Below are 25,377 nucleotides of genomic sequence, written 5' to 3'. Positions count from 1 at the left end.
TATGGTGTTTACATAGGATGTCTTCGGCTTCATCGAAACCTCAATTCTGATTGGTAATGTGAAAGTAGCGTGCCTGTTCTTAACAGAAACGGCAACAGGCTATGATGAGTAGCACAGCCAATTAACGTGTCCAAATAAGGTAGTCACATGTCGAACTCTTTGCGAATTTCACCACTGCTCATTGCCGTACTGGTTATGCTGGCGATGTTGGCCTATCTAAACTGGCCACAAGAAACGCAACAGCAGCAGCGTCGTGGTGGTGAGACGCCCGTCACGGTGGCACTGGTTGCTGAGCAACCCTTTGAAATCGTGGTTGAGGCACTGGGCACGGGTAAAGCGAATGAATCCGTGGTGTTGACGGCGCAAAACACAGAAACGGTACAACACATCTATTTTGACGATGGTGACACTGTAACAGCAGGCCAGCTACTTCTCGATTTAACCAACAGAGAAGAAAAGGCCCGCGTGCATGAACTTGAGGTCAACCTTGCAGAGGCCAAGCGTCAGCTGCAACGTATAAAGAATCTGGTAAACACCAACGTGGCATCAGAGCAGCTTTTGGATGAGCAGGATGCCACAGTACAGGCGTTAGAAGCGCAGCTCGATGTTGCTAATGCACAGTTGTCAGAATTGCAGGTAAGAGCGCCTTTCGCGGGCCAGTTGGGGATTCGTCAGGTCAGCGTTGGCGCATTGATCAGACCAGGAGATGCGATCACCACCCTGGATGATTTAAGTATCATGAACGTGGATTTCAGCATCGCTGAAAACCATCTCGCCAGCGTGGCCAGGGGCCAACAGGTCGCCGCCTATAGTGTGGCGTATCCAGGGCAGGCATTTACCGGTAAAATTTCTAGCATAGGCTCGCGCCTTGACCCGCAAACCCGTTCTATTCAGGTGCGGGCGGAGATTGCCAACCCCGACTTAAAACTCCGTCCAGGCATGCTACTGCAGATTAATCTGCAAAAAGAAGTATTGAATACTCTGGTTGTGCCAGAAAAGGCGTTGGTGCCTATTGAAGATAAGCAGTACGTATTCGTTATCGAAGATAATAAAGCCAAAATGGTAGAAGTGCGTACTGGCGAACGTAAACCCGGCTCAGTGCAAATCATCGATGGACTGACAGCAGGACAATTGGTCGTTACCGAAGGAACCCTGCGGCTGAGTAATGGCTCCGCAGTGCGTATCCTGAATCCGGAGGTTCGCGCATGATCCTCTCTGATGTATCAGTAAAACGCCCGGTTTTTGCCAGCGTTGTCAACCTGCTGTTGATTGTGTTCGGGCTGGTGGCAATCAGTATGTTGTCGCTGAGGGAGTATCCGGATATCGATCCGCCCATCGTATCCATCAACACTAACTATCCTGGTGCGTCGGCATCAATTGTAGAAACCCGCATCACCCAGCTGCTCGAAGACCGCATCAGTGGTATTGAGGGCATTAAAAATATTACCTCGACCAGCCGTAACGGGCGCTCCAACATTACTATAGAATTTAACTTAAGTCGTGATATTGATGCGGCATCAAATGATGTTCGCGAGCGCGTTAGCCGGGCGTTAAACAACTTGCCGGACCAGGCAGATCCACCGGAAGTGTCGAAGTCCGATTCAGACGAAGATGTTATCGTCTGGTATAACCTGCGCAGTGACAATCTGTCGGTCATGGAGCTGACTGACTACGCGGACCGTTTTATCGTCGATCGACTCAGTATCGCCGATGGCGTTGCCAGAGTGCGCATCGGTGGTGGACGAACCTATGCGATGAAAGTCTGGCTGGATCGCAATGCCATGGCAGCGCGGGGCGTAACAGTGTCAGACATAGAACGAGTGATCCGTTCTGAAAACGTAGAATTACCGGCTGGAGAAGTTGAGTCTAATGACCGTGATTTTGAAGTCCGTGTAGCCAGAACCTTCCTCAACCCGGATGACTTTGCCCGTTTGACCGTTAAAGCCGGCGCCGATGGCTATCTGGTGAAACTGTCCGAAGTGGCGATGGTGGAACTGGCTGCCGAAGACGACGAGACTGAATTCCGCGGCGATGGCGTCAATATGATTGGCCTTGGCATCGTCAAGCAGTCTAAAGCCAATACCCTTGAGGTTGCTCAGGCGTCCAAGAAAGCCATCGAACAAATAGAGCAAACTCTGCCTGAAAATATCTTTATTGTTCCCAGCTACGACTCATCGGTGTTCATCGAAGAGTCGATTAATGAGGTCTACAACACGCTGGGTATCGCGATGGCCATGGTGATCATCGTTATCTATCTTTTCCTGGGTAATGTGCGCGCTACCCTTATTCCAGCCGTTACGGTACCTGTGTCACTGATTGCCGCGTTTATCGTCATGTATGCGTTGGGTTTTTCGATCAACCTGTTGACGCTGCTGGCGCTGGTATTGGCTATCGGTCTGGTTGTGGATGACGCCATCGTTGTGCTGGAGAATATTTATCGACGCATTGAAATGGGCGAGCCTCCTATCCTGGCGTCTTACCGCGGTGCCCGTGAAGTAGGTTTTGCGGTCGTTGCAACGACACTAGTGCTTATCGCGGTGTTTGTGCCGCTGGTGTTCCTTGAGGGCAATATTGGACGGCTTTTTACTGAATTTGCGCTGGCTATCGCAGCGGCGGTGGCATTTTCTAGTTTCACCGCACTTACATTATCGCCCATGCTGGCCTCAAAACTGCTTGAAAAGCGTGAGCGTAGTTCAGGTTTTGGACGTTGGGTAGATGCGCGTTTTCGTCGCATTGAAGAACGTTACTTCAATAGCCTGAATACCACCTTACATCAGCCCGTTCTAATGGTTATCTTGCTGTTGGCCAGCGTTGCAGCCATTTATCAGCTGTATGGCAAGATACCCAGTGAATTTGTGCCTAAAGAAGATCGCGGAAACTTTTTTGTGATCCTCAACGCCCAGGAAGGTGCCAGTTACGAAAGTCATTCCGAAAACCTCAAAAAGGTTGAAGATATTTTGCTGCCTTACCGCGAAACGGGAGAGGTGAGCCGTGTTATCGTTCGTACGCCCGGGTTCGGCGGTGGTGCAGGCATTGCAGTAGTGGGCGGCGCGCCCTGGGATCAACGTCAGCGTACAACGTTTGAGCTGATGGATGAGATCAGCGGAAAACTATCTGAAATTCCGGATATTCGTGCTTTTGCTATTATGCGCAGTGGTATTGCAGGCCGGGGCTTCGGGCGTCCGGTGCAGTTCGTTCTGCAGGGCAATACATACGAAGAGCTGGTTGCCTGGCGAGACATTGTGCTCGAAAAGGCCAAAGAAAACCCTGGCCTGGTAAGGCTTGATTCGGATTATAAAGAAACTTATCCGCAATTATTGGTCAAAATAGATCGCGATCGCGCTGCCGATCTCGGTGTATCGATCAGTGAAATAGGCAGAACGCTGGAAACCATGCTAGGCCAACGTCGCGTCTCAACATTCCTTGATCGCGGCCAGGAGTACAACGTTGTTATGGAAGGGTGGAAGGAAGACTATCGCAGCCCTAACAGCATCGACAATATCTATGTCCGCTCTGACAGAACCAATCAACTCATTCCACTTGATAACCTGTTAACGTTTGAAGAGCAGGCAACGTCATCGGTATTGAACCGTTACAATCGCATGCGTGCAATCACTATTTCGGCCAATCTGGCAGACGGTTATACAGTGGGCGAGGCCCTTGAGTATCTGCGCGGTATTGTACAAACCGAACTGCCCGAAGAAGTGTCAATAGACTACAAGGGTGAATCGCAGCTTTATCAGGAATCAGGCAATTCATTCATCTTTATTTTCATACTGGCTCTGGCCGTGACATACCTGGTATTGGCCGCACAGTTTGAAAGCTGGGTACATCCCTGGGTGATCATGCTGACGGTGCCCTTGGCATTACTTGGTGCGTTTATTGGCTTATGGCTGGCAGGATTCAGTATCAATATCTACAGCCAGATTGGTTTGGTGATGTTGATTGGACTGGCCGCCAAGAATGGTATCTTAATCGTCGAGTTTGCCAATCAGCTGCGCGATGCCGGCCATGAATTTGAGCAGGCACTGCGTAAAGCCGCAACGTTACGCCTGCGACCTATCGTAATGACGGGCTTTACTACAGTGTTCAGCTCACTACCTCTGGTGCTTGCAACAGGTCCTGGTGCAGAAAGCCGCAGCGTAATAGGCATGGTGATTTTTGCCGGTGTATTGGTATCCGCGTTTTTAACGCTCTATATCGTGCCGACGGCCTATTACTGGCTGGCACGTAATACCGGGTCGCCGCTCAAGCGCACCCAGCAAGTTGAAAAGTTAGATAGTGACGTGCCCTATCAGAAAGGGGAAGCGTAAGTTACAACCAGTGGCTTAACATTAGCAGCGTCAAAATAAGGATAAACCAGCCAATCAATAGCCCCGCAGTGCGGGGCTGAATGTCCAGCCAGGGCGTTTTGTCACTTACATTGGCGTTTTTGCGCAACATGCTGACGAGCAAACTCATTAATAATGTGACGCTAAATCCTGTAAGGTTCCACCAGAACCAGAACACCTGTGGCACTGCCAGCCATAAATACAGGTTTACGACAACACCAGCAACGATGCCAAGGTTCATTTGAGTGGCACTGGGACGCTTGGGCAAAATGGCGAGCAAAAATGTCGCCAGTATGGGGCCATAAAAAAGCGAGCCAACTTTATTGATCGCTTCGATAACCGTAGGCGCAATGTTACCTGCAAACGCCGATAGCAGCAGCGTGACAACACCCCAGAAACATCCGGCCAGGCGCGCCTTGTGCAAATATTGCGACGGTAACCATTTGCGCTTTGACAGCCGCTGAAGGTCTTCTGTACTGACCGCAGACAAGCTGTTGATAGCCGATGAAAGTGATGACATCGCGGCGGCAAAAATTGCCACAAGCAATAATCCTACGACACCGGACGGCAGATAGTTAACAATAAATAATGGCATCATCCAGTCGGGATTGTCAGTGGGTATTTGCGCCATGAATTCCGGCGTTTGCAGTGCGAATGCGCCAATCACCAGTCCTGTTATGCAGTAAATGAGCGTAATAGGAAAGCGCAGAATACTGGCGGTCAGGATCATCTTTCGCAGTTCCGGTACGCTTTTAGCTGACAGAGACCGCTGTGCTTCGGACTGATCGCAGCCATAATAGGAGGCGTACAGCACAATGCCGCCAAACAGCATTGGCAGAAGCCCAAACCCCTGGCCATCAAAACCCAGCGCAGCGGGGCGCACTGCATCGAGCCGCTCGGGTTGAACATGTTCAAGCAGGGATGAAAAGCCGCCTAGCAAATGTAATCCAAAACCCAGGCAAAGCAGTGCACCGAGAACAATCAGCAGCATTTGCGCAGCGTCTCCATAGACGACTGCTCGCATACCGCCCTGTAGCGAATATATCAGTGTGACACCACCGATAATCATGATGCTGTGCCAGAACGCCAGTCCCATAGTGCCTTGCAGAATAATTGACACCGCATAAATCATAATGGCGGTGGCAAAGGAGCGACTTATCTGGAACACCACACTAAGCAACACTCGGGTAGACAAACCAAATCGCTGTTGTAAGAAGTCGTAAACGCTGACCACCCCAGAGCGATGCAGTACGGGAAGTATGGTGCTGATCAGCAGTAACATGGCCAATGGTAGTGCCAGTTCATAACTCAGCCAGACCAGTCCGCCGCCTTCTCTAAGACCCACAAATGCTGGAGCGGAAACGAAGCTGATGGCGGACAGCTGTGTCGCCATGACCGACAGGGCCAGCGGTTTCCAGCCCAGAGTGCGCCCACCAAGGAAATAATCATTTTGCTTGGCGTTGCGTCTGAATTGAAACCCCATCGCCAGCAAACCAAGCAGATAGATTGATATGATCACGTAGTCCAGCGCACTCATTTCACGCCTCTGATCAGTTGCTACTGGTGTCGGTTTTATTCCATAAGTTCTGGAACGATTTATAGGAGAAGAACGAGTATGGGTGCCAGAACCGTGGCAGCAGTTCCCTCTCTTCACCTTGACCAATATCCGAATACAACGTGGATAGAATTTCTTTCAGGCGTTCTTTGGACAACTTAGCCAGTTGTTTGCGCGCCATCGGATAATAAAGGTTGGTCTCGCGGGAAATAAACGCATTCTTTCCAAAAGAGTTGAACTGCAGGTTGCGGGTGACCATCCTGCAATGTGGGATCCTGATATCAGGCGGGTTAAGGCCATTAACGATGGCGTACTCGTAACGATCCGGATTGGAGGCGAACTGATCTTTGGGGATATAGGCGATACCAAACCCTTGCGGGAAAATGCCCACAATATCAATCATGGCTTTTGCGCCTAGAGGATCAATGCTCTTTTCATTGCCTAGTTTCTGTAATAACAACGCCGCTTTGGGCAGATTTTCCAGCTCATTTTTCTTCTTAGTAGAGAGGATGACTGAACTGTAAATCTGCGGTATTTTCAGTAGGTTACCGACACCATGCTTTAAAGAAACCGCGTCATTTAGCAACGCCAGCATGAACTGCAGTTGTTGTTGCTGAGCCTCGATAAACTCGTCTCGCTCTGCTTTTGAATTGCCCACATAGCGTCGGGTACCAAGGCCGTGCTCAAGAAAATAGTGAGACTGCTTGATGTTCGTTTTAAGCAAGTCAAAACGCTCGGTTTTTGCTAATAATCTAAACTCATCGAGGGTACCGTGTTTGCCTTTAAGTATTTCAAGCGCATGAGGATGATGCAGGCCAACATCCTGAAATATGGCTGCAGTGATGAGTGGCACCACAATGTTTTTTTGAAATGGACTGAGTTCTTTATCTTCAGCAAAGTAGCGAGTTTCCGGATCGTAATACTTAAGGATCAGTGGGTGGCGGACTTTCCCCTGTTTTAACAGGCTATCGAGAAGGCGCACCGATAATACCGCTTTATATAAAGGCTTCATGCGCTGATGCAGGCTGGGTAAGTTTTTGCCTTCACCCGGGCTCATCAAATAAAAGGTGCCCAGGTATTTTGCACTGAGCACCTGCGTTTCCTGCCAGTCTTTACCTTCACTCAACTCAATAATCTTATGACAGACGGCATCAACGTGTTCGTAACGCTCCCAGCGCGCTTCTTCTAATTCTTTTTCTAAATCCTTTTTGCGTCGTGTCGCCTTTACAACCCTTTCATCCTTACTGTCACCCCCGGCAGCTTTTAAAGCAGACGCCAGTGATTCTTCATAGCCCTCAAGCCTCTCTTGCTGATCTTCAGCGCGCGCAAAAAACTGCTCCGCCAGCTTGATAAGGGAAATGACCTCATCGGAAGGTTGGTGAAAATCTTTTATCAGGGTTTGGATTGACTTGGTATAGGCTGACTCGCCTATGTCTCCTGCCATAGTTTCTCAGACTGCTGGGTTATGCGCTAAAGAGGCTTTATAGCAAGTAAGCTAACAACCTGTCCAATGCAATCTAGAATGGGCATGAAATGCATGTATAGAAAAACAAAAGGCTGGGATTGCCCAGCCTTTTCACAATAAAGCGTAAGATTTATTCGTCCAGGAAGCTTCGTAACTGCTCAGAACGGCTCGGGTGACGCAACTTGCGTAATGCCTTCGCTTCAATCTGACGGATACGCTCACGGGTTACGTCAAATTGCTTGCCGACTTCTTCCAACGTATGGTCAGTATTCATGTCGATACCGAAGCGCATACGCAGAACTTTGGCTTCACGGGCGGTCAAGCCTGCAAGCACTTCCTGAGTCGCGAACTTCAGACTGCCACCTGTAGCGGAATCCAACGGCTGGACAATGGTATTGTCCTCGATAAAGTCGCCAAGATGCGAATCTTCATCATCACCGATGGGCGTTTCCATCGAAATTGGCTCTTTAGCAATCTTCAGCACCTTACGGATCTTATCTTCCGGCATCAGCATGCGTTCCGACAATTCTTCCGGTGTGGGTTCTCGGCCCATTTCCTGAAGCATTTGACGCGATATGCGGTTCAGTTTGTTAATTGTCTCAATCATGTGCACAGGAATACGAATGGTGCGTGCCTGATCTGCGATTGAGCGGGTGATGGCCTGCCTGATCCACCATGTTGCATAGGTTGAAAACTTGTAACCTCGGCGATATTCAAATTTGTCTACCGCTTTCATCAGGCCGATGTTGCCTTCCTGAATGAGATCCAGGAACTGTAGACCCCTGTTGGTGTATTTTTTGGCAATCGAGATAACCAGACGCAGGTTCGCTTCTACCATTTCTTTCTTAGCACGACGGGCCTTCGCCTCACCGATGGACATGCGACGGTTAATGTCTTTGATATCTGCGATGTTCAGGCCTGTTTCTTCTTCGACCTGATTCATTTTAGCGATACTACGCTCAATTTCTTCCTGGAACGTTTTAAGTGCAGGGACGTAAGGGGCGTCGCTGGCAAGTACTTCATGCAACCACGCAGAGTCAGTTTCGTTACCGGCGAATGCTTTGATAAAGTCCTTTTTCGGCATTTTCGCCTGCATAACGCAGTGTTTCATGACCAAGCGTTCCTGGATGCGGACCTTATCCATCATCTCACGCATGTTTCTTACCATGCGGTCAAACTGTTTAGGTACCAGACGGAACTCTTTAAACACATCACTCAACGCTGCGATTTCTTTCTTGGACGCTGCATGAGCGCGACCCTTGGCGCTGATGACATCGCGAGCTTTGTTGTATTGTTCGCGCAGTAATGTGAATTTCTCGCGTGCCTCTTCAGGATCTACGCCTGTATCGTCATCATCGTCATCGTCGTCGTCATCACCATCATCGTCTTCATCTTCCAACTCTTCGTCAGATAGCTCGGAGCCGACGTGTGTAGCAGTAGGCGCTAAATCCTGTTCTTCGTTGGGGTCAACAAAACCAAGCACAATATCACTCAGGCGAATTTCTTCTGCTTCGTACAAATCCCACTGGTCGAGCAGGTAGGTGATGGCTTCCGGATATTCAGCAACTGAACACTGCACCTGATTAATGCCGTCTTCAATGCGTTTGGCGATCTCTATCTCACCTTCACGGGTCAGCAGTTCAACCGTTCCCATTTCACGCATATACATGCGTACCGGGTCGGTTGTTCGGCCAATTTCACTTTCGACGGTGGCCAGCGCCTGGGCCGCAGCCTCAGCGACTTCCTCGTCCGCTGTGGTTTCCTGCATCAACAATTCATCAGAGTCGGGCGCAGATTCAAACACCTGAATACCCATATCATTGATCATGCGAATGATGTCTTCGATTTGATCCGAATCGATGATATCTTGTGGAAGGTGGTCGTTGACCTCAGCGAATGTTAAGTAGCCTTGCTCTTTACCCTTGGCAATCAAAAGTTTGATTTGTGACTGCTTGCTTTGCACCATAAAGTTACACTTCTCGAATTCGATATTAGCGGTGAAAAACTCGCCTGGCGGCGTGAGTTTTCCTCAGTTGCGTGCCTCGTCAGGCATGCATCGGCGAATTAGCCAGTATAGCAGATTCGCCCTATTTATTTCCAGCTCGGCCGCTGTCTTTTTAACCCGCGGCGTTGCTGAACAGCATTGATGTTAATTGTTACACCGTTAATAGGTATAGTGCATAACCGCTCATTTGTTATGCGCTTTCATCAATAAATTCAGTTCCTGCTTTTCCTCACTGCTCAGTGGGCCAAGCCTTGAGCGCGACAGCAGTTCTTCCATCCGGCCAATCAATAGCCAGTCAAGCAGCTTGGCAAAGCTGTCCTGATACACTTTTTCGTACAAGGTTGAATCAATCAGGTGCTCCTGCGTCATCAACTTCGACAGATGATGAATGTGGGGATGTTCACGAAAAGATTCAAGCAGTCTGGCAGTATTGGCTTGGGGATGTTGTAAACAATATCGATGTACATCGAGCAATAAGTCCAGACCAGGCAGAGCAGCTTGTGACAGTAATTCTGGCTGAACATCTTCGCAGCGCCCGGCGAGCGAGGGTTGATCAATCAATAGCCTGATCATTGTACGTATTGGAGACACCGTAGCCTTGGCTGGCTTGCTGTAATCCTGGCGAGGTTTACCCGCACGGCTTTCAGCTTGCGCCATATCGCGCTCCAACTGATATTTATCCTGTTCACCAAGATGTTTAGCCAGTTCCTGCATCAATTGGTCACGTTGGTTGTCAGCACCAATCTGATCTATCAGTGGTTGCGCTTCTGCTTTAAGTGCTGCCTTGCCTTCCACACTTGATACGTGATGGCGTTCAAGTAAGTTCGTAAACAGAAACTTAGATAGAGGCATGGCGTCAGCAAAGCGCGCCTCCAGGGCGTCTTTACCCTCTTTTCTGACCAGTGAGTCGGGGTCTTCGCCGTCGGGTAAAAATAGAAACTTCATTTCTACGCCATCTTTCAGATAGGGCAGCGCTGCATTGAGGGCTCGCCACGCCGCCTCACGACCGGCATTATCACCGTCATAACAACACACGATTTGTGGAGCAGCACGAAACAACATTTGCATGTGCTCAGCGGTTGTTGCAGTGCCCAAAGACGCCACCGAATAGTGGATCCCCTGTTGACTCAGCGCGACGACGTCCATGTAACCTTCAACAATAACCAAACGCTGCAGCGAGCGGTTCTGCTGTCTGGCCTGATAAAAACCATACAACTCTTGTCCTTTATGGAAAATTCTGGTTTCCGGAGAGTTGAGATATTTGGGGCCATCACCGTCTATGATCCTGCCGCCAAAGCCAATCACGCGACCACGTTTGTCACGAATTGGGAACATGACCCGGTCGCGGAAAAAGTCGTAAGTCCGGCCTTTGTCATTTTGGTTAATCAACTTTAAATCGAGCAACTGCTGGCGCTGTGATGCATTCTGACCGAACGCACTTAACAAGCCGTCCCATTCGGGCGGCGCGTAGCCAATATTCCAGGCTTTAACAATTTCGCCACTTAACCCACGATTTTTTAAATAATCGACGACACGCTGCCGCTGTGGATGCTGACTCAGTTGATGTTGAAAAAAGCGTGCAGCTTTTTCCATTAACATGTAATCGTCTTCTTTTTGTTGGCGCTGCTGTGGTGTAGGGCCGCTACTTCTGCCTTGCTCCCGTGGCACTTCCAAGCCCATTGAGCGAGCCAGCTCCTCGATTGCTTCGGGAAATTCAAGACGGTCAAACTCCATGATAAATGAGATAGCATTACCGTGGGCACCGCAGCCGAAACAATGATAGAACTGCTTATCCTGGCTAACCGTGAAAGAAGGGGATTTTTCGTTGTGAAAAGGACAACAGGCCTGGTAGTTCTTGCCTGCTTTCTTTAGTTTTACGCGGCTATCGACGACCTCAACGATATCGGTGCGTGTCAGCAAGTCGTCTATAAAATCGCGAGGGATCCTGCCTGCCATGGTACCGCGTAAAAGTGAAATTCAAAAAGTAGCTTACCAATCTGTTTGCCAGATTGACAGGTTCAATTGCCTGCTTAGCTGTTCAGACGTGCTTTGATTTTGCCACTCAGCTGACCCATGTCAGCTCGACCTTGAACTTTGGGTTTCAATGCGCCCATGACCTTGCCCATGTCCTGCATACCTGCTGCGCCTGTGTCGACCATTGCCTGCTCGATCAAGGCGTCGAGCTCTTCATCACTGAGAGGCTGAGGAAGGAACAACTGTAATACCACGATTTCGGCATTCTCGTTGTCTGCCAAATCCATACGGCCAGCCTGTGCGAATTGGCTAGCGGCGTCTTTACGCTGCTTAACCATTTTGGTCAGGATGGCAATCACATCGGCGTCAGTCACCTCAACGCGCTCATCCACTTCTTTTTGCTTCACCGCTGCCAGTGCCATGCGAATGGTTCCAAGGCGCAGTTTTTCTTTGTTGCGCATTGCATCTTTTTGGGCATCTTTTAGCGTATCAAGCAGGGCCATGGTCAAGCTCTCGGTCAAAGGTTAAACATGTTTGTGGTGTTACAACGATAAACGGGGCGCTGATAGCCCCGTTTGTCAGAGGTGTGTTAAAACGTACTACTTAGTACAGTTTTACGCGACGCGCGTTTTCGCGAGCCAGCTTTTTCATGTGGCGCTTCTTGGCAGCAGCTTTCTTACGCTTGCGCTCCCAAGTTGGCTTTTCAAAGTGCTCACGACGACGTACTTCTGACAACACGCCTGCTTTTTCGCACGAACGCTTGAAACGGCGAAGGGCTACATCAAACGGCTCGTTGTCTTTTACTTTAACGATTGGCATTAAAAACTCACCTCAAATACATATGTGGTGCCGGTTCGCAATGATTAAAAAATGGCCGGCTGGTCTAAAAATGGTGCGGAATTTTAATCATATCCCGACGGGATGTAAAGGCGGATTGTTGAAAAATAACCAATATCATTGAAATCGGCGCCCTGTAATCGTTGTGGAAGTTTGGTATTCACGCATTCTCAACGTACAATGCGGGCCGTTTTAAGATGGCACGGTAGACGAACCAGCCTGCCAACCGAATTATCCGAGAGTAGTTAACATGCGAGTGTTGGGAATCGAAACATCCTGTGATGAAACTGGCATTGCGATTTATGACGATGATAAAGGACTGTTGTCTCATCAGTTGTACAGTCAGGTGTCACTTCATGCCGACTACGGTGGCGTTGTGCCCGAGCTGGCATCGCGCGACCATGTCAGAAAAATCATCCCATTGATTCGACGTGCATTGCAGGAATCGGATAGTTCACAGCATGACATCGACGGGATAGCTTACACTCGAGGACCAGGTCTGATAGGAGCATTACTGGTGGGATCATGTGTGGCGAGAAGCCTTGCCTATGCCTGGAACAAACCCACCCTCGGTGTCCATCATATGGAAGGGCATCTGTTGGCACCGATGCTGGATGAACACGCTCCGCCTTTTCCTTTTATCGCGCTGCTTGTCTCTGGCGGCCATACTATGCTGGTGCGTGTTGGCGGTATTGGACAATACCAGTTATTGGGCGAGTCGATAGACGATGCTGCAGGTGAGGCATTCGACAAAACCGCTAAATTGATGGGGTTAGATTATCCCGGCGGCCCGATGTTAGCGAGGCTGGCAGAGCAAGGGGAGCCCGGTCACTATCAGTTTCCACGCCCTATGACCGATAGACCCGGGCTGGATTTTAGCTTCAGCGGTTTAAAAACATTTGCTGCTAATACGCTGCGTGATGCCAATGACGATCCGCAAACGCTCGCTAACATTGCGTTCGCATTTCAGGAAGCCGTGGTCGACACCATGCTGATAAAATGTCGTCGTGCACTTAAACAGACAGGCCTAAAACGTTTGGTGATAGCCGGCGGTGTAAGCGCCAACACGCATTTACGCAATGAATTGAAAAAGTACATGGACAGTATCAAAGGCGATGTGTTTTACCCACCTCTTGAGTTTTGTACTGACAACGGAGCAATGATTGCCTATGCAGGGCTGCAGCGTCTTAAAGCCGGACAATCAGATGGCTTAGACACACAGGCTAAACCACGCTGGCCGCTGGATAGCCTGGAACCTGTTTGATCTCCTCTAGTCGCCCCGTTATCCCCTGAAGTCGCTCGGTTTTCCCCTGAAAAGCGCTGTCATTCCCGTGAAAACCGCCGTCATTCCCGTGAAAACGGGAATCTTACCTTTCAAACTATCTGGCTGTCATTGAGATTCCCGCCTGTGCGGGAAAGACTGAGAAACAGCGCGGGAAAGACGGAAAATCATCGCGGGAAAAACAGCAAAAACACAACGAATATTTGACGTTACCTCATTCATAAAAGGTGAACTGACAAGCTGTGATATAGCTCTTTTATTTCAAAAGGTTTTCCTATGTGTCCAGTAAACCCAAGAGCTCTATATTCCTCCACGTCTGTTGACAGCACATTAGCAGTTAATGCGACGATTGGAACTTTTTGATTGGTTTTACGGATCGTAGTGTAAGCTTCTTTACCATCCATGACGGGCATCTGAATATCCAAAAGCACTATGTCTGGATTGATTTCATTGCATATATCAACAGCTATTTGCCCATTTTCAGCAAAGTACAAAGTCGCATGCGTTGGCTCTAGCATAGAACGGATTATCTCTTGATTTACGTCGTTATCTTCTGCAATAAGGATAATCATTTCTGATAAGTCTGGTGTTTCTACTGCTTCGAAATTTTCAGGACTCGTGTCATGTTCATCAGTCAACGGTTGTGATGGCAGGAATACGACAAACTTTGTCCCTTCTCCTTCCTTACTGACGACGCGGATATCTCCATGCATAAGTGACACGAGATTGTTGGTGATCGACATGCCTAGTCCTGTACCGCCAAACTTTCTGGTTATCGACGCATCAGCCTGAGTGAACCTTTCAAATAGCGTACTAACGGCCTCTTTCGACATGCCGATTCCTGTGTCCGTAATATCGAGAATAAATCCTTGAATACTACCTCGCTGGGCCCGTCTGAATTGGATGTTGACTGAGCCCTGTTTGGTAAACTTAACCGCATTTGAGACCAGGTTCATTAGGATCTGCCGCACCCTTACGGGGTCTCCCTGCCACGATGCAGGCATACTGTCTTCAAAATCCAGAACAAGGTTAATGCCTTTTTCACTTGCTAGCGGCAACATATCGGACATAACAGATTCTGCAACCTGTTTGAGGGAGAAACTAACGTTTTCTATCTCAAGTTGGTGCGATTCTATTTTTGAGTAGTCGAGTATGTCATTAATGATGGTAAGTAACGTATTGGCAGAATAAATAGCCGTGCTGATTAACTTACTGTTCTTGTCTTCCGTTGAGTCTCTTTGCAGAATCTGAAGCGTGCCAAGCACGCCGTTCATTGGCGTACGAATTTCGTGGCTCATGTTGGACAAAAATACGCTTTTTGCCCTACTTGCACTTTCCGCTTGTTCTTTGGCTTTGCGCAGTATGCTTTCTACCTTTTCTTGTTCGCTGATGTCTTGCACCACTGACCAAATATAATCTTGGCCATGGTTGTCCTGAATTTTTACACCGGACAGCAATACTGGGTAGCAGTGACCATCCCGGTGAATATACTCTTTCTTGTAGGGACCATAGCGTCCTGTTTCTTGCAGTGAACCCAATTGAACCTGTTCATCCTCTGCATATTTTTCGGGGGTTAACTGCCAATAATCCATGTTGTTCAGCTCGTCTACATCGTATCCGGTGAAGCGACTAAACTCTTTATTCACAAAATCAAACGAGCCATCCTCTAATTTGTTAATTGCAATTCCAACAGGCGCTAACGTAACAAACTGCTCAAATTTTTGTTTTTCATACTGATAAGCATCTTTGAAGTCTTTTGCTGCAGCTAATGCCGTCTCCAGTTCCCGTTGTGTTTCAACTAATGTGCTGATGTCTCTACCAATAGCAAGGACGTAATAGCTATCTCGAACGGGTATAGCAGTTAGTGATACAAGACAAGGAAATGTTGAGCCATTTTGTTTACTGTGTTCCCACTGAAATAGTTGAGGCCCCTCGCTTATTGTCTTTGCAATACGTTCACGCGCTAATTCTTTTGATGGAGTGCCGCAAGGCTGGTGAAGAGGGGAAATGTCTGCTGGAGACAATTCGAGAAACGCAGATTCACTTTCAACACCATGCAACTTTACGGCTGCTTCGTTGCATTCAACGAATCTGCCAGTGTTTACGTCGATAATCGAAAGCGCATCGGCAGAAACATCGAATAACTTCTTGTATCGGTCTCGTTCATGACGAGTTTGCTCAAGTTCTTGCTTTAGTAACTCAAGTTCATCCTCAATACGCATCCGTCAGCCTCTTTTGACATTGTTACCACATCCCATGGCCGCTCTATTAAGATTGTAGTCCAGCTATTTAATGGAGATTTGTATCTTAAAGTTATTCTTTTATACGCCCTTTATCCCAAATGCGATTTTCTTCGCCACGCAGCAGTCTCAGAATGTTTTGCCAGTGTCTGGCGATTATCAGTAATGAAAGCATAGCGACGGGAATAGCATAAAGCGGTTTAATCCACCAGGTAAACAGCGGTGCCAGTGATACGGCAACCAGTGCACCTAAAGATGAGTAGCCGCTGATAAATACCACTAGTACCCAACTTAGTATGAGTAGTCCAGCGAGATCGAGACCGATGGGTAACATGCTGCCAAACGCAGTAGCGACCGCTTTGCCACCCTTGAAGCCGAAGAATAGTGGAAATATGTGTCCAAGACAGGCGGCGATCGCGATGATCCCCAGATACAGCGGCTCAATGCCTAAAAAATAGCTGCCGTAAACTGGTATCGTGCCTTTTAGGATATCTGCTACCAGGACCATAATGGCCGGAAAACGACCTCCCAGCCGAAATACATTCGTCGCTCCCGGGTTTCCAGAACCCTGCAGTCGGGGGTCACCGAGGCGAAATAATTTACAGATCAAGATGGCACTGGAGACTGAGCCAAGCAGGTAGGCCAGGACGATCATCAGAACGGTTAAGGCGGTCATGTACTTACTGGCTTATCTCGGTTTACACTATGGTTCGATATTATAACAATGCTCGTGTGAAATCGCTGCTGACACTCACATTATTGTCATGAGTCAGCATCGAACCGGCCAGTTAGAGAAAGCATGGATCGAATTTTTATTGAAGGGCTTAACGTCCATTCGCTCATTGGTGTTTATGAATTTGAGCGTGTAGCGCCGCAAAAACTGATTGTCGATGTCGTCATCGAGACAGACTTGCATGCTGCCTCCGTGTCTGATGCTGTTGCTGATACGATTGACTATGCCGCCGTCGCCAGCCTGCTTTGTGAAGTGGCTGAAAAGGCGACATTCGAACTGCTTGAAGCACTATCCAAAGCGATGATTGATGCAATGTTTGACCAGTTTGCTGGTATTCAACGGGTGCGATTGAAGCTAAGTAAACCTGACATTGTTAAAGAGGCAAGCAATGTCGCCGTCGAACTGGTTCGCAGCAGACATGCCTGATCGTCATTCAGTGTCGGAACATCAGATTTACATCAGCGTCGGCAGCAACATTGAAAGGGAAACTCATACCCAAAAAGGACTGGATGCCCTGTTCAACGAATTTGGCGCTCTCACGCTTTCCAGAGTGTTTGAAAGCGAGGCGATTGGCTTTAAAGGGGATACCTTCTATAACCTTGTAGTGGGTGCGACGACAACCCGAACAGTCAGTCAGGTCTGTCAGTGTCTGAAAGACATCGAACACGAAAATGGCAGAGTCAGAGGCGCGGAAAAATTCTCATCCCGTACGCTGGACTTAGATTTGTTACTTTACGATAAGTTGGTGATCGATAATCCGGTTGAGTTACCCAGAGGCGAAATTCTGTATAACGCATTTGTGTTACAGCCACTGGCCGACATCGCGCCGATAGAAAAGCATCCCATCGTTGATGAGACCTATGCGTCTCTGTGGCAGGCATTTGATAAACAAACTCAGCGCCTTTGGCCTATTCCTTTTGCATGGAGCCCACCAGCAGCATGACATTATTCGAAATTATTATTCTGGCGATAATCCAGGGCATCACCGAGTTTTTGCCCATATCCAGCTCCGCCCATCTGATTTTGCCCTCGGTGTTATTAGGCTGGGTTAATCAGGGACTGGCATTTGATGTTGCAGTGCATGTGGGCAGCCTGTTGGCAGTGGTGATCTACTTCCGCAAAGAACTGCTTAGCATGACCCATGACTGGTTTAAGTTTGGTTTCACATCACAGCAAACCACTGATAGCAAACTCGCGTGGTGGGTTATTGTTGGCACTATTCCCGCAGTAATAGTGGGTTTTCTGATCAAAGACTGGGTCGAGGTGTATGCCCGTTCTGCATTGTTGATTGCGTGTACGACTATTCTGTTTGGCCTGTTGCTATGGTATGCCGATGTCACTGCAAAGCGCATGAAAAGTCTCGAACACCTGACATTATCTTCAACTATCGTTATTGGCCTGTTTCAGGTACTGGCACTGATCCCCGGTACATCGCGTTCTGGCATTACCATGACAGCAGGCTTGCTGCTCGGATTTGACCGACAGAGTGCAGCGCGTTTTTCATTTTTATTGTCGATTCCCACCATCACCGGAGCCGGTTTGCTGAGCGTTATCGATCTCTTACAGAATAAAACATTGGTCGATTGGAATGCGCTTGTATACGGCGCTGGGTTCTCATTCATTGCTGCCTATACCTGTATTTACTTGTTCCTGGCCTGGATATCCAGAATCGGCATGCTGCCATTTGTGATATACAGGCTATTGTTAGGTGCCGTGTTGCTACTTTTCGTGTTTGGCTAAGGAGAACACACCATGTCCGAAACACTGTTTACTAAAATCATTAACCGAGAAATTCCTGCAGACATTATCTATGAAGATGATCTTGCTCTGGCTTTCAACGATATTAATCCGCAGGCTCCCACCCATTTTCTGGTAATCCCTAAAAAGCCTATTGCTACCATCAATGACATTCAGCAGGCTGACAGAGAAGTGGTAGGTCATCTGCATTGGGTTGCGGCTCAGCTCGCTGAACAGCAAGGCTTTGCAGAACAGGGTTACCGCACAGTGATGAACTGTAATGAGTACGGCGGACAAACGGTATTTCATATTCATTTACACGTTTTGGCTGGAAAACCCATGGGATGGCCGCCATATCAAGAGCGTTTAAAGACGCCGGTCTGATTAATTATTTTTTGGAGACTTCATGAGCGATACGCAGGTCCTGTTTCGTCCGATTACCATTCGCAACACTACTTTCAAAAATCGTTTGGCGATGGCCCCAATGACACGTGGGTTCAGTCCTGACGGCGTTCCCGGAGACAATGTCAGAGATTACTACGCCAGACGGGCCGCGGCAGATGTTGGTCTGATCATCTCAGAAGGCACCTTGGTCCATCGTGAAGGGGCCGCGGATAATTCTAATTACCCGCTGTTTTGGGGCGATAAGCCGCTTCAGGGCTGGAAGAATGTGATCGATGCTGTACACCTGAATGACGGCAAGATGGCACCGCAGCTATGGCATTTGGGTATGATGCGTAAGCCCGGAACCGGACACTTTCCTGATGCGCCTACTGACGGTCCTTCTGGTATCACCCTGAAAGGTAAAAAGATATTTGAAGAGCCAAGCATCAGCGACGTTGAAGCAATGGCACAGGCTTACGTAGACGCAGCCGCCGACGCTGTTCGTCTTGGCTTTGACGCCATCGAGTTCCACGGTGCTCACGGTTATCTTATTCACAACTTTTTCTGTGATGTGACTAATAAGCGAACGGACAGGTTTGGTGGCACGCTGGTAGATCGTGCACGTTTTGCCATCGATATCATCAAGGAAACCCGCAAAGTGGTGGGCGATACGCCAATCATCTTACGCTGGTCACAGTGGCATCAGGTTGATTACACCTCCCGCCTTACGTCTTCTCTGGATGAATTGGCGCCGTTTCTTGAAGCCATTGCGGCATCAGGTGTCGATATGTTGCACGCCTCACAGCGCCGTTATTGGGAGCCAGAGTTCCCTGAAATTGACGGCAAAGACGGTTTGAATTTGGCGGGCTGGTGTAAAAAGATCACCGGTTTGCCGTCGATGTCCGTGGGCTCTGTGGGTCTGGGCGGCGACTTTTTTGGGGCATTCGCCGGAGAAGGCGCAAAGACCAGACCGATTACGGACCTGATAGAGCGCATGGAGCGAGACGAGTTCGATATGATCGCGGTGGGTCGTGCACTGCTGCAGGACCCGAACTGGGTGACTAAGGTTAAAGAAGGGCGTCTTGATGAACTGCAGCCCTATGATGCGAGCGCGATAAAAACGCTGTATTAGTTCGCCGCCTGCGCTTCCCCTCCGACCTCACACCGGAATCTGCGTAGCAGCTGTCCGGTGTCTTAGATTGCCGCCTGCGCGGCAATAACAATAAGGGCATGGAATGCCAAAAAGGGCGCAGCAATGCCAAAAAGGGCGCGGCAATAACTATGAAGGGTGTTAAACGGGTTACTTCAGCCCTAATACCTCTTTACCCTGATTAAAGTGAATATCAACCGGTATATTGGCATCTGTCAATCTTGCCAGATCGTCAGCCAGTTGCGCTTTAATCACGCCTTTGTCAGCCACAAGTTCAGCGACACCCTGATAATTTCCGTCACCCTGTAAGGTCAGGATAAGCTCAGACAGCGAGTCGATGGCGGCATCCATTTTTTCCATATTGACTGAGTAAAGCCCATTATCATTGCGGCTGAAGGCACCCATCTCATTGAAGTAATTGAAACGGATCATATTCGCACGTCCGTGTGCACTGGATGCACCAAAACGTACCGAACGGAAAATGCCCGCCATAAAGGTCACGTAATAGTCTTCCAACTGGCCTTGTTCTATCGCACCTTTCTCTAGCAACTGTTGAACCATGTATAGCCCCAGAATATCTGCTTTACCTTCTTCAAGCGCAGAAGCATGTTCTTTGAGCGCTTCTCTGACGGTACCTGCGCCATCCAGCGTGTTTTTGATACCAAGACCGTGAGCCACTTCGTGGAACATAGTATTGGCAAAGAACGCGTCAAACGTAATGTGCTGACGCTGTTCAGCAACGATAAGTTGTTCAGCAATAGGCACGAGTATGTGGTCAAACTTGGCGCGCATTGCATTCTTTAACTGTAAACGGCGAGTGCCTTTGGCCAGTTGCACCTCTTCGTCATTCGGTAGGTTGATGGCAATGGTTTTACTGCCTGCATTAGAGTGCCCGGCGTAATAAATCACATCATAGGCATTAAGGTCTGCGTTCGAGCCCGGCATTTCGGCCTTGTAGGCTTCATCCACCGGCAAGCCTTGCTGTAGCTCTGGCAGATATTGTGCAAACTTCGCCAGTCGTTCGCTCCAGGCCAGATCTTTGACCAACACGTAGGCTTCAAATGCGGCGCGGTAGCCAAACAGTTGATCTTCATAGGTCTCAATCGGGCCGTAAACCAACTCAATGGGATTGTTTTTCATATCCATCCAAGCCAGATCAGATGGCTGATATTCGTCGCTAAGAAGTGCATCTGCACGAAGACTCAGATACCGAGCGAATTCTTCGTCCTGTGCCAGCTCAGCCGCTTGTCTTAGTAAGGCTGCCGCTTCCTGTAACTGCGCGAAAAACGCTTGTGAATAGGCAATACTGGTAAGCTTGCCCGAATTATCCCTGCTCACCATCGAATACAGACCGCGTTTATCGGCAAACTCTGCTTGTTCGAACTCTTCCTTGCTCATGTCATGGGGATAGAACTGAGCACCAGGCGATTTTTCCTCATAGCCTGACAGGAAGGGAGCATCACCGTTCAGGCGATCCCATGGACCGTAGTTGATAGTGGCAAAACGACGAAGTGCATCATTATCAAATTGACTGAGAAATGCGTCTTTGTCTTCACCAAACGCTTGTTGCCAGAACAGGTCATCCATGATTTTGGCCGCATCAATCAGAACTGACAGCATGGACTTTTGCTGCTCTGACAAATGTGACAGGTCAGTGGTTAAGTCCACCGGGTAATATATGTCGAGGCGCGCGTTGTTGACTAATAACGTTGGTGCCTGGCTGGCCTCTGAAGCCGCTGGGGTGCTTTGTGGAGCAGGTGGCGGTGCTTCAGAACAACCTGCGAGTAAAATAAAGCCGGCTAGAGCACTGAGTGATGTACGTATTTTCATTATTATTCCTATTGTGTCGTCACTACCTGGCGGTCGTCTGCGTGCTGCTTTGGTCTAACATACTGGGTCGACAACCTATGATATCTTGCTAAAAATATGAATTATCGCGGCAAAAAACTACCACACTGCCGTTTACATTAACAAAAATTAGTTGATACTAACCAAAGCGTCTGTTTTCGGACGATGAGAGGATGAGGCACGAAGTATCAGCTAACCTGTCGTGCCATACAGCTAAGGTAGGAATATGTCTACAGAGAATGCGCTACTCACCATTCTGGTCGAGAAGATTAATAACGATACACTAGTGTTGCCAACCTTACCTGCGATAGCCCTGAAGGTTCGCAAGGCAGCAGACGATCCAGATATCAATCTGCACGCAATGGGCGATGTCATTAGTCAGGACCCTTCGCTCAGTGCGCGAATGATTAAAATTGCTAACAGTGCCTACATGGGGCGGTCTGTTAAGGTTGAGTCAATTAGTCAGGCGGTGACGCGTATTGGTTTGACGCAAATAAAAAACATTGCGACGGCATTGGCGATGGAGCAGCTTTTTGTATCCAAAAACGACGTCGTTAAAGCAGAAATGGATAAGGTGTGGAATTCCACGATCAACGTGGTCTCTAATGCGATGGCAGCCTTCCAGCACTATGTTAAGGAAACAAAAAACCGCGACCTTAGCATGGACACAATGACCCTGGCTGCATTGGTGTACAACATTGGTGTATTGCCTATTCTGACTGAAGCTGAGCGACACGAAGAAGTGTTTGCAAATCCAACCTTCCTGAATGTAGCGATTCAAAAACTGGCCGGGCGCATTGGCGGTCAGATCATGCGTGAATGGGGGTTCGGCGAGCAGTTTGTGAACATCGCTGAGAATTGGAAAAACTTACAGGTCATTCCCGAGAAAGTGAGTTATCTGGATTTTGTCCGCGTCGGTGCCTATCTGTCCGATCAAATGGGCAGTCAAAAAGATTCAGTCGCTAACCTTACCGTGCAGCGCGGCTTGGTAAAAGAGCTTAGCGAATATAACAGTGATGACTTTGCTGAAATGCGCAATAACGCCAAATCGATATTTGCCTGATAGCTAGCCTTTTCCGAATCAAAAAAGCACTCATTTTCATGAGTGCTTTTTTTGTAGGTTGTTTGGGAATGTTTTTTACTGCTTGTCCGAAGACTTGAAGGTCAACAGATTGGTGATTTTGCCTACGTCAGTAAATCCACTGGTAAATAATGATAACTCCCAACTGCCATCATCAGCGTTGTTGCTGGCAAAGCCGAATCCTTGATACGGACCATCCTTGCTAAAGTTATTTGACCCCGGGCATTCACTGCGCGTGAACTCGATACTAAATTCCTGAACGGGCGTATCACTGCGCTCACTGATTATGCCCTCGACGTTGCAACTGTGATGTGTGCCTGAAAAGCTGCCATCAGCATTCACGGTGACGTCTATATCGCCGTTTTCCGGTACGTATCGTCCAGCCAGCTGACTAAATTGAATGGGATAGTCTGCTGTTGAATGTTTGTACATTGCCATAGTCGTTTCATATCGATAAGTGTCGAAATCGGTCAAGCCCAAAACGACATCTGCACTGCTGCTTTGGATGGCGTCGGTTGCCTGACTGTCCGATTGCACAAATAGCTGTTGCCAATCAGAGTCTGCTATCAGCAAATAGCCCTGATTGATCAGATAAGAGGACTTATTGAAATAGCGCATGAAATCATCGTAGAACACGTATCCAGCGCCAGTATAGACAGGCGTCGCATTGAAATAACCGCTTAGCAGTTTGTTAGTGATTGCGCCCGTCATTTGCCCATCGTGACTGACCGCAAAGGAGATATCTTCATAGTCAGGAGAGCCAGTCTGTGAGTACAGTCCTGCTGGTAATCCGGGCACGACCGGATCTTCAGAAGATTTAATAACAGGACGAATGAACCCGCCCTGGTCATTATACAGCGCTAGCAAGAGTTCATTACTTCCCATGACTCCCGCGTCTGCATTAAGTAGAGAAGCAAGACCTTGATAACTCCCTTTATTTGGACAGGAGAGAGGAGCGAGATCGCTTATCTCAACGTCAACAGATACAACGTTCGTCGCAAGCCCGGAGTAGGTACCTGAGTACTGGCAATACAAGGCGTCATTGCCTTTTAACATGCCATCTTCCAGTACTACTGCTGCGCTGGTGAACTCGCTATCACTGAGCGTGTAATAGCCGGTTAAAGACGACGAATTGTCTGAGTTCTGTGCATCTTTGCTGAGCATCAACTCATAGAGCAGTTCACCATCGTTATTGATATCAAGTTCATAGGACTGCCCGTCTGTAGTACCAGAAACAGTCACGGTTTGATTATCACTGAAGCGCACGCCTTCAATATCAATAGTGCCATTCTCACCAGCTTGCAGATCCACTTTGAACACCGCTTGCCCAGCGCCAACGATAATGACAGCGTTACCGTCTGGAGCGATAACTGCCGTCGTATCCAGTGCCGCTGTAGATGACGTTTCACTGGCACTACCGGTAAAGACACCGTCCTTGTCTGATGACGAAGGCGTCGGGGTTGGCGTAGGTGACGGTGTGGGTGCCGGTGTCGGAACAGATACTGATGCTGTTGGCGCATCGTCAGACCCGCCACAGGCGGATAACAGACACGCTATTGAAAGTGCAAGGGCTGAGCGAGTAGCATTCATGGTGATTTCCTTCTTATCTTTATGTGTCTCACCAGGCATATTAGACCTGTGACATTCATTTAAGACGAAGGGTTTCGTACATTCAAGGTTTAAAACGAAATATTTCGTAGTTTAGTGAGGAAAGATGTTAAAAAATGTGTCAACGAGAGGAGAAAGAAACCCTCTCTTCGGAGTTGAACTCAAAGAGAGGGGGGCTTTATTGCTCGTCCTGCAAAGACAGAGCGTCATCAAGAAACATGGCGAAACGCGTTAATTCGGCACTGAGTAAAGCAAAGTCAGCATCCATCCGCGCTGCTTTATCGTCTTTAGGTATATCGTCGTTTCGCTCACGGATGACATCCGTAAACTTGATGCGTTTAACAGCAAGGTCTTCTTGCAGTAAGCAGGTCAGCGTGTCGTCCCACTCCAGGGCAATCTTTTGTACCAGCTTGCCAGCGTCGACGTGCTGTAACACTTCATCTGTGCTGATATCCAGCTTCTTCGCGCGGACCACGCCGTCATCGCCGCTTGACTTGAGTTCAACTTCATCGCCGAGTATTAATGATTCGGGAAGTTTATTTTTTGCCAGCCAGATGGTCAGATCTGCCTGTATGCTGCGTTTCGCCAGCGGTACCACCGGCAGTGAGCCCATCGCTTTGCGCAGCATGGCAAGGAACGCTTCTGCGCGACCGTCTGCCGATGCGTCGACAACCACAAGATTGTCTTTCACAGAGATAAAACCATGGGTCAGCGTGTTTTTGGTGAAGGCCTGGGGTAGCAGGCGATGCATGATCTCCTGCTTCAGGTCAGATTTGGCTTTTTTACCCAGAGGTGAGCCCGTCTCTGCTTCAATTTGTGCCGCTTTCTCTTCAAGTTCAGCGTTCACGACGGCACCCGGCAGCAAACGCTCCTGCTTCTTCAGCGTAAACCAGTATCTGTCGTCGGTACAGTGATACAGCAATTCACCACTGCCAAGAGGGGGGGAGAAACCCATGGTCGCCGTCTCCTGCTTGCCGCAGGGACGGAATGCGCACTCAGTGAGCTGTGATTGCAGCGTCTCATCCTGCAATGTAAGGGGGCTGGTTAAACGATAAAACCGCGCGTTTTTAAACCACATGCGAAGTCCATCCGAAGTCTGTTAGAAAAGGCCGGCAAGACTACCAGCCGAAATGCAAAAGAGAAAGAG

The 25,377-nt window shown here is 48.6% G+C and carries 20 protein-coding genes; 9 read left to right on the top strand and 11 right to left on the bottom strand.

Features of this window, described 5'->3' with window-relative positions; translation table 11 throughout:
• Positions 1-147 precede the first annotated feature (147 nt).
• Both G441_RS0110470 and G441_RS0110465 read left to right on the top strand, forming a co-directional pair.
• A complete protein-coding gene (locus G441_RS0110470) occupies positions 148-1,209 on the top strand; it encodes an efflux RND transporter periplasmic adaptor subunit (RefSeq protein WP_026376309.1) in 1,062 nt (353 codons plus the stop codon).
• Complete coding sequence (locus G441_RS0110465; RefSeq protein WP_026376308.1) at positions 1,206-4,313, top strand: efflux RND transporter permease subunit; 3,108 nt, start codon at positions 1,206-1,208, stop codon at positions 4,311-4,313. Before G441_RS0110470 ends, G441_RS0110465 begins: the two co-directional genes overlap by 4 nt.
• Position 4,314: 1 nt before the next feature.
• On the opposite strand, the gene G441_RS0110460 is transcribed toward G441_RS0110465, so the two are convergent.
• The 6 genes from G441_RS0110460 to rpsU form a co-directional block, all read right to left on the bottom strand.
• Entirely contained in the window at positions 4,315-5,868 is a 1,554-nt protein-coding gene (locus G441_RS0110460; RefSeq protein ID WP_026376307.1) for a sodium:solute symporter family transporter, read from the bottom strand.
• A gap of 13 nt (positions 5,869-5,881) precedes the next feature.
• Positions 5,882-7,330, bottom strand: a complete 1,449-nt coding sequence (locus tag G441_RS0110455; protein WP_026376306.1) for a hypothetical protein — start codon at positions 7,328-7,330, stop codon at positions 5,882-5,884.
• A gap of 151 nt (positions 7,331-7,481) precedes the next feature.
• Entirely contained in the window at positions 7,482-9,317 is a 1,836-nt protein-coding gene (rpoD, locus tag G441_RS0110450; protein ID WP_026376305.1) for an RNA polymerase sigma factor RpoD, read from the bottom strand.
• 222 nt (positions 9,318-9,539) lie between these two features.
• Positions 9,540-11,312 (bottom strand): DNA primase, encoded by a 1,773-nt coding sequence (gene dnaG / locus G441_RS0110445; protein WP_026376304.1) that lies wholly within the window; start codon positions 11,310-11,312, stop codon positions 9,540-9,542.
• Positions 11,313-11,386: 74 nt separating this feature from the next.
• Positions 11,387-11,833, bottom strand: coding sequence for a GatB/YqeY domain-containing protein (locus G441_RS0110440; protein WP_026376303.1), 447 nt, complete (start codon positions 11,831-11,833; stop codon positions 11,387-11,389).
• 100 nt (positions 11,834-11,933) lie between these two features.
• Positions 11,934-12,149, bottom strand: a complete 216-nt coding sequence (gene rpsU / locus G441_RS0110435) for a 30S ribosomal protein S21 (protein ID WP_026376302.1) — start codon at positions 12,147-12,149, stop codon at positions 11,934-11,936.
• 268 nt (positions 12,150-12,417) lie between these two features.
• Here rpsU and tsaD point away from each other — a divergent pair, with 268 nt between their 5' ends.
• Positions 12,418-13,431, top strand: a complete 1,014-nt coding sequence (gene tsaD / locus G441_RS0110430) for a tRNA (adenosine(37)-N6)-threonylcarbamoyltransferase complex transferase subunit TsaD (protein WP_026376301.1) — start codon at positions 12,418-12,420, stop codon at positions 13,429-13,431.
• Positions 13,432-13,667: 236 nt separating this feature from the next.
• Here tsaD and G441_RS0110425 read toward each other — a convergent pair whose 3' ends face one another.
• Together G441_RS0110425 and plsY are read right to left on the bottom strand one after the other, a co-directional pair.
• Complete coding sequence (locus G441_RS0110425) at positions 13,668-15,671, bottom strand: PAS domain S-box protein (protein ID WP_026376300.1); 2,004 nt, start codon at positions 15,669-15,671, stop codon at positions 13,668-13,670.
• Between the two features lie 91 nt (positions 15,672-15,762).
• Positions 15,763-16,365 carry a glycerol-3-phosphate 1-O-acyltransferase PlsY gene (plsY, locus tag G441_RS0110420; protein ID WP_026376299.1) on the bottom strand — a complete coding sequence of 201 codons (603 nt, stop codon included), beginning with the start codon at positions 16,363-16,365 and terminating at the stop codon, positions 15,763-15,765.
• Positions 16,366-16,488: 123 nt separating this feature from the next.
• Between plsY and folB the strand changes: the two genes are divergently transcribed.
• Genes folB through G441_RS0110395 form a run of 5 tightly spaced genes read left to right on the top strand, consistent with a single transcriptional unit; the run spans position 16,489 to position 19,675 of the window.
• Entirely contained in the window at positions 16,489-16,848 is a 360-nt protein-coding gene (folB, locus tag G441_RS0110415; RefSeq protein ID WP_026376298.1) for a dihydroneopterin aldolase, read from the top strand.
• On the top strand, positions 16,841-17,365 hold the full coding sequence (gene folK / locus G441_RS0110410) for a 2-amino-4-hydroxy-6-hydroxymethyldihydropteridine diphosphokinase (protein WP_034474877.1): 525 nt from the start codon (positions 16,841-16,843) through the stop codon (positions 17,363-17,365). The genes folB and folK overlap by 8 nt, the downstream gene beginning before the upstream one ends.
• A complete protein-coding gene (locus G441_RS0110405) occupies positions 17,362-18,162 on the top strand; it encodes an undecaprenyl-diphosphate phosphatase (protein WP_026376296.1) in 801 nt (266 codons plus the stop codon). Before folK ends, G441_RS0110405 begins: the two co-directional genes overlap by 4 nt.
• 12 nt (positions 18,163-18,174) lie before the next feature.
• Entirely contained in the window at positions 18,175-18,543 is a 369-nt protein-coding gene (locus tag G441_RS0110400) for a histidine triad nucleotide-binding protein (protein WP_026376295.1), read from the top strand.
• Between the two features lie 22 nt (positions 18,544-18,565).
• Positions 18,566-19,675 carry an NADH:flavin oxidoreductase gene (locus tag G441_RS0110395; protein WP_026376294.1) on the top strand — a complete coding sequence of 370 codons (1,110 nt, stop codon included), beginning with the start codon at positions 18,566-18,568 and terminating at the stop codon, positions 19,673-19,675.
• Between the two features lie 168 nt (positions 19,676-19,843).
• Here the strand turns inward: G441_RS0110395 and G441_RS0110390 are convergent, their stop codons facing one another.
• The gene (locus G441_RS0110390; RefSeq protein ID WP_026376293.1) at positions 19,844-21,523 is read right to left on the bottom strand and encodes a dipeptidyl-peptidase 3 family protein; all 1,680 of its coding nucleotides are present in this window, start codon (positions 21,521-21,523) and stop codon (positions 19,844-19,846) included.
• Positions 21,524-21,767: 244 nt separating this feature from the next.
• On the opposite strand from G441_RS0110390, the gene G441_RS0110385 reads away from it, so the two are divergent.
• The gene (locus G441_RS0110385; protein ID WP_026376292.1) at positions 21,768-22,604 is read left to right on the top strand and encodes an HDOD domain-containing protein; all 837 of its coding nucleotides are present in this window, start codon (positions 21,768-21,770) and stop codon (positions 22,602-22,604) included.
• A gap of 75 nt (positions 22,605-22,679) precedes the next feature.
• Here G441_RS0110385 and G441_RS0110380 read toward each other — a convergent pair whose 3' ends face one another.
• Positions 22,680-24,212, bottom strand: coding sequence for a hypothetical protein (locus G441_RS0110380; RefSeq protein WP_156896347.1), 1,533 nt, complete (start codon positions 24,210-24,212; stop codon positions 22,680-22,682).
• Between the two features lie 196 nt (positions 24,213-24,408).
• Positions 24,409-25,308, bottom strand: coding sequence for a recombination-associated protein RdgC (gene rdgC, locus G441_RS0110375; protein ID WP_026376290.1), 900 nt, complete (start codon positions 25,306-25,308; stop codon positions 24,409-24,411).
• Positions 25,309-25,377 lie beyond the last annotated feature (69 nt).

Source organism: Aestuariibacter salexigens DSM 15300 (assembly GCF_000429145.1).
GTDB classification, from domain to species: domain Bacteria; phylum Pseudomonadota; class Gammaproteobacteria; order Enterobacterales; family Alteromonadaceae; genus Aestuariibacter; species Aestuariibacter salexigens.
The sequence above is the reverse complement of the archived record's forward strand: the minus strand, read 5'-3'. Positions and strand labels throughout refer to the sequence as shown.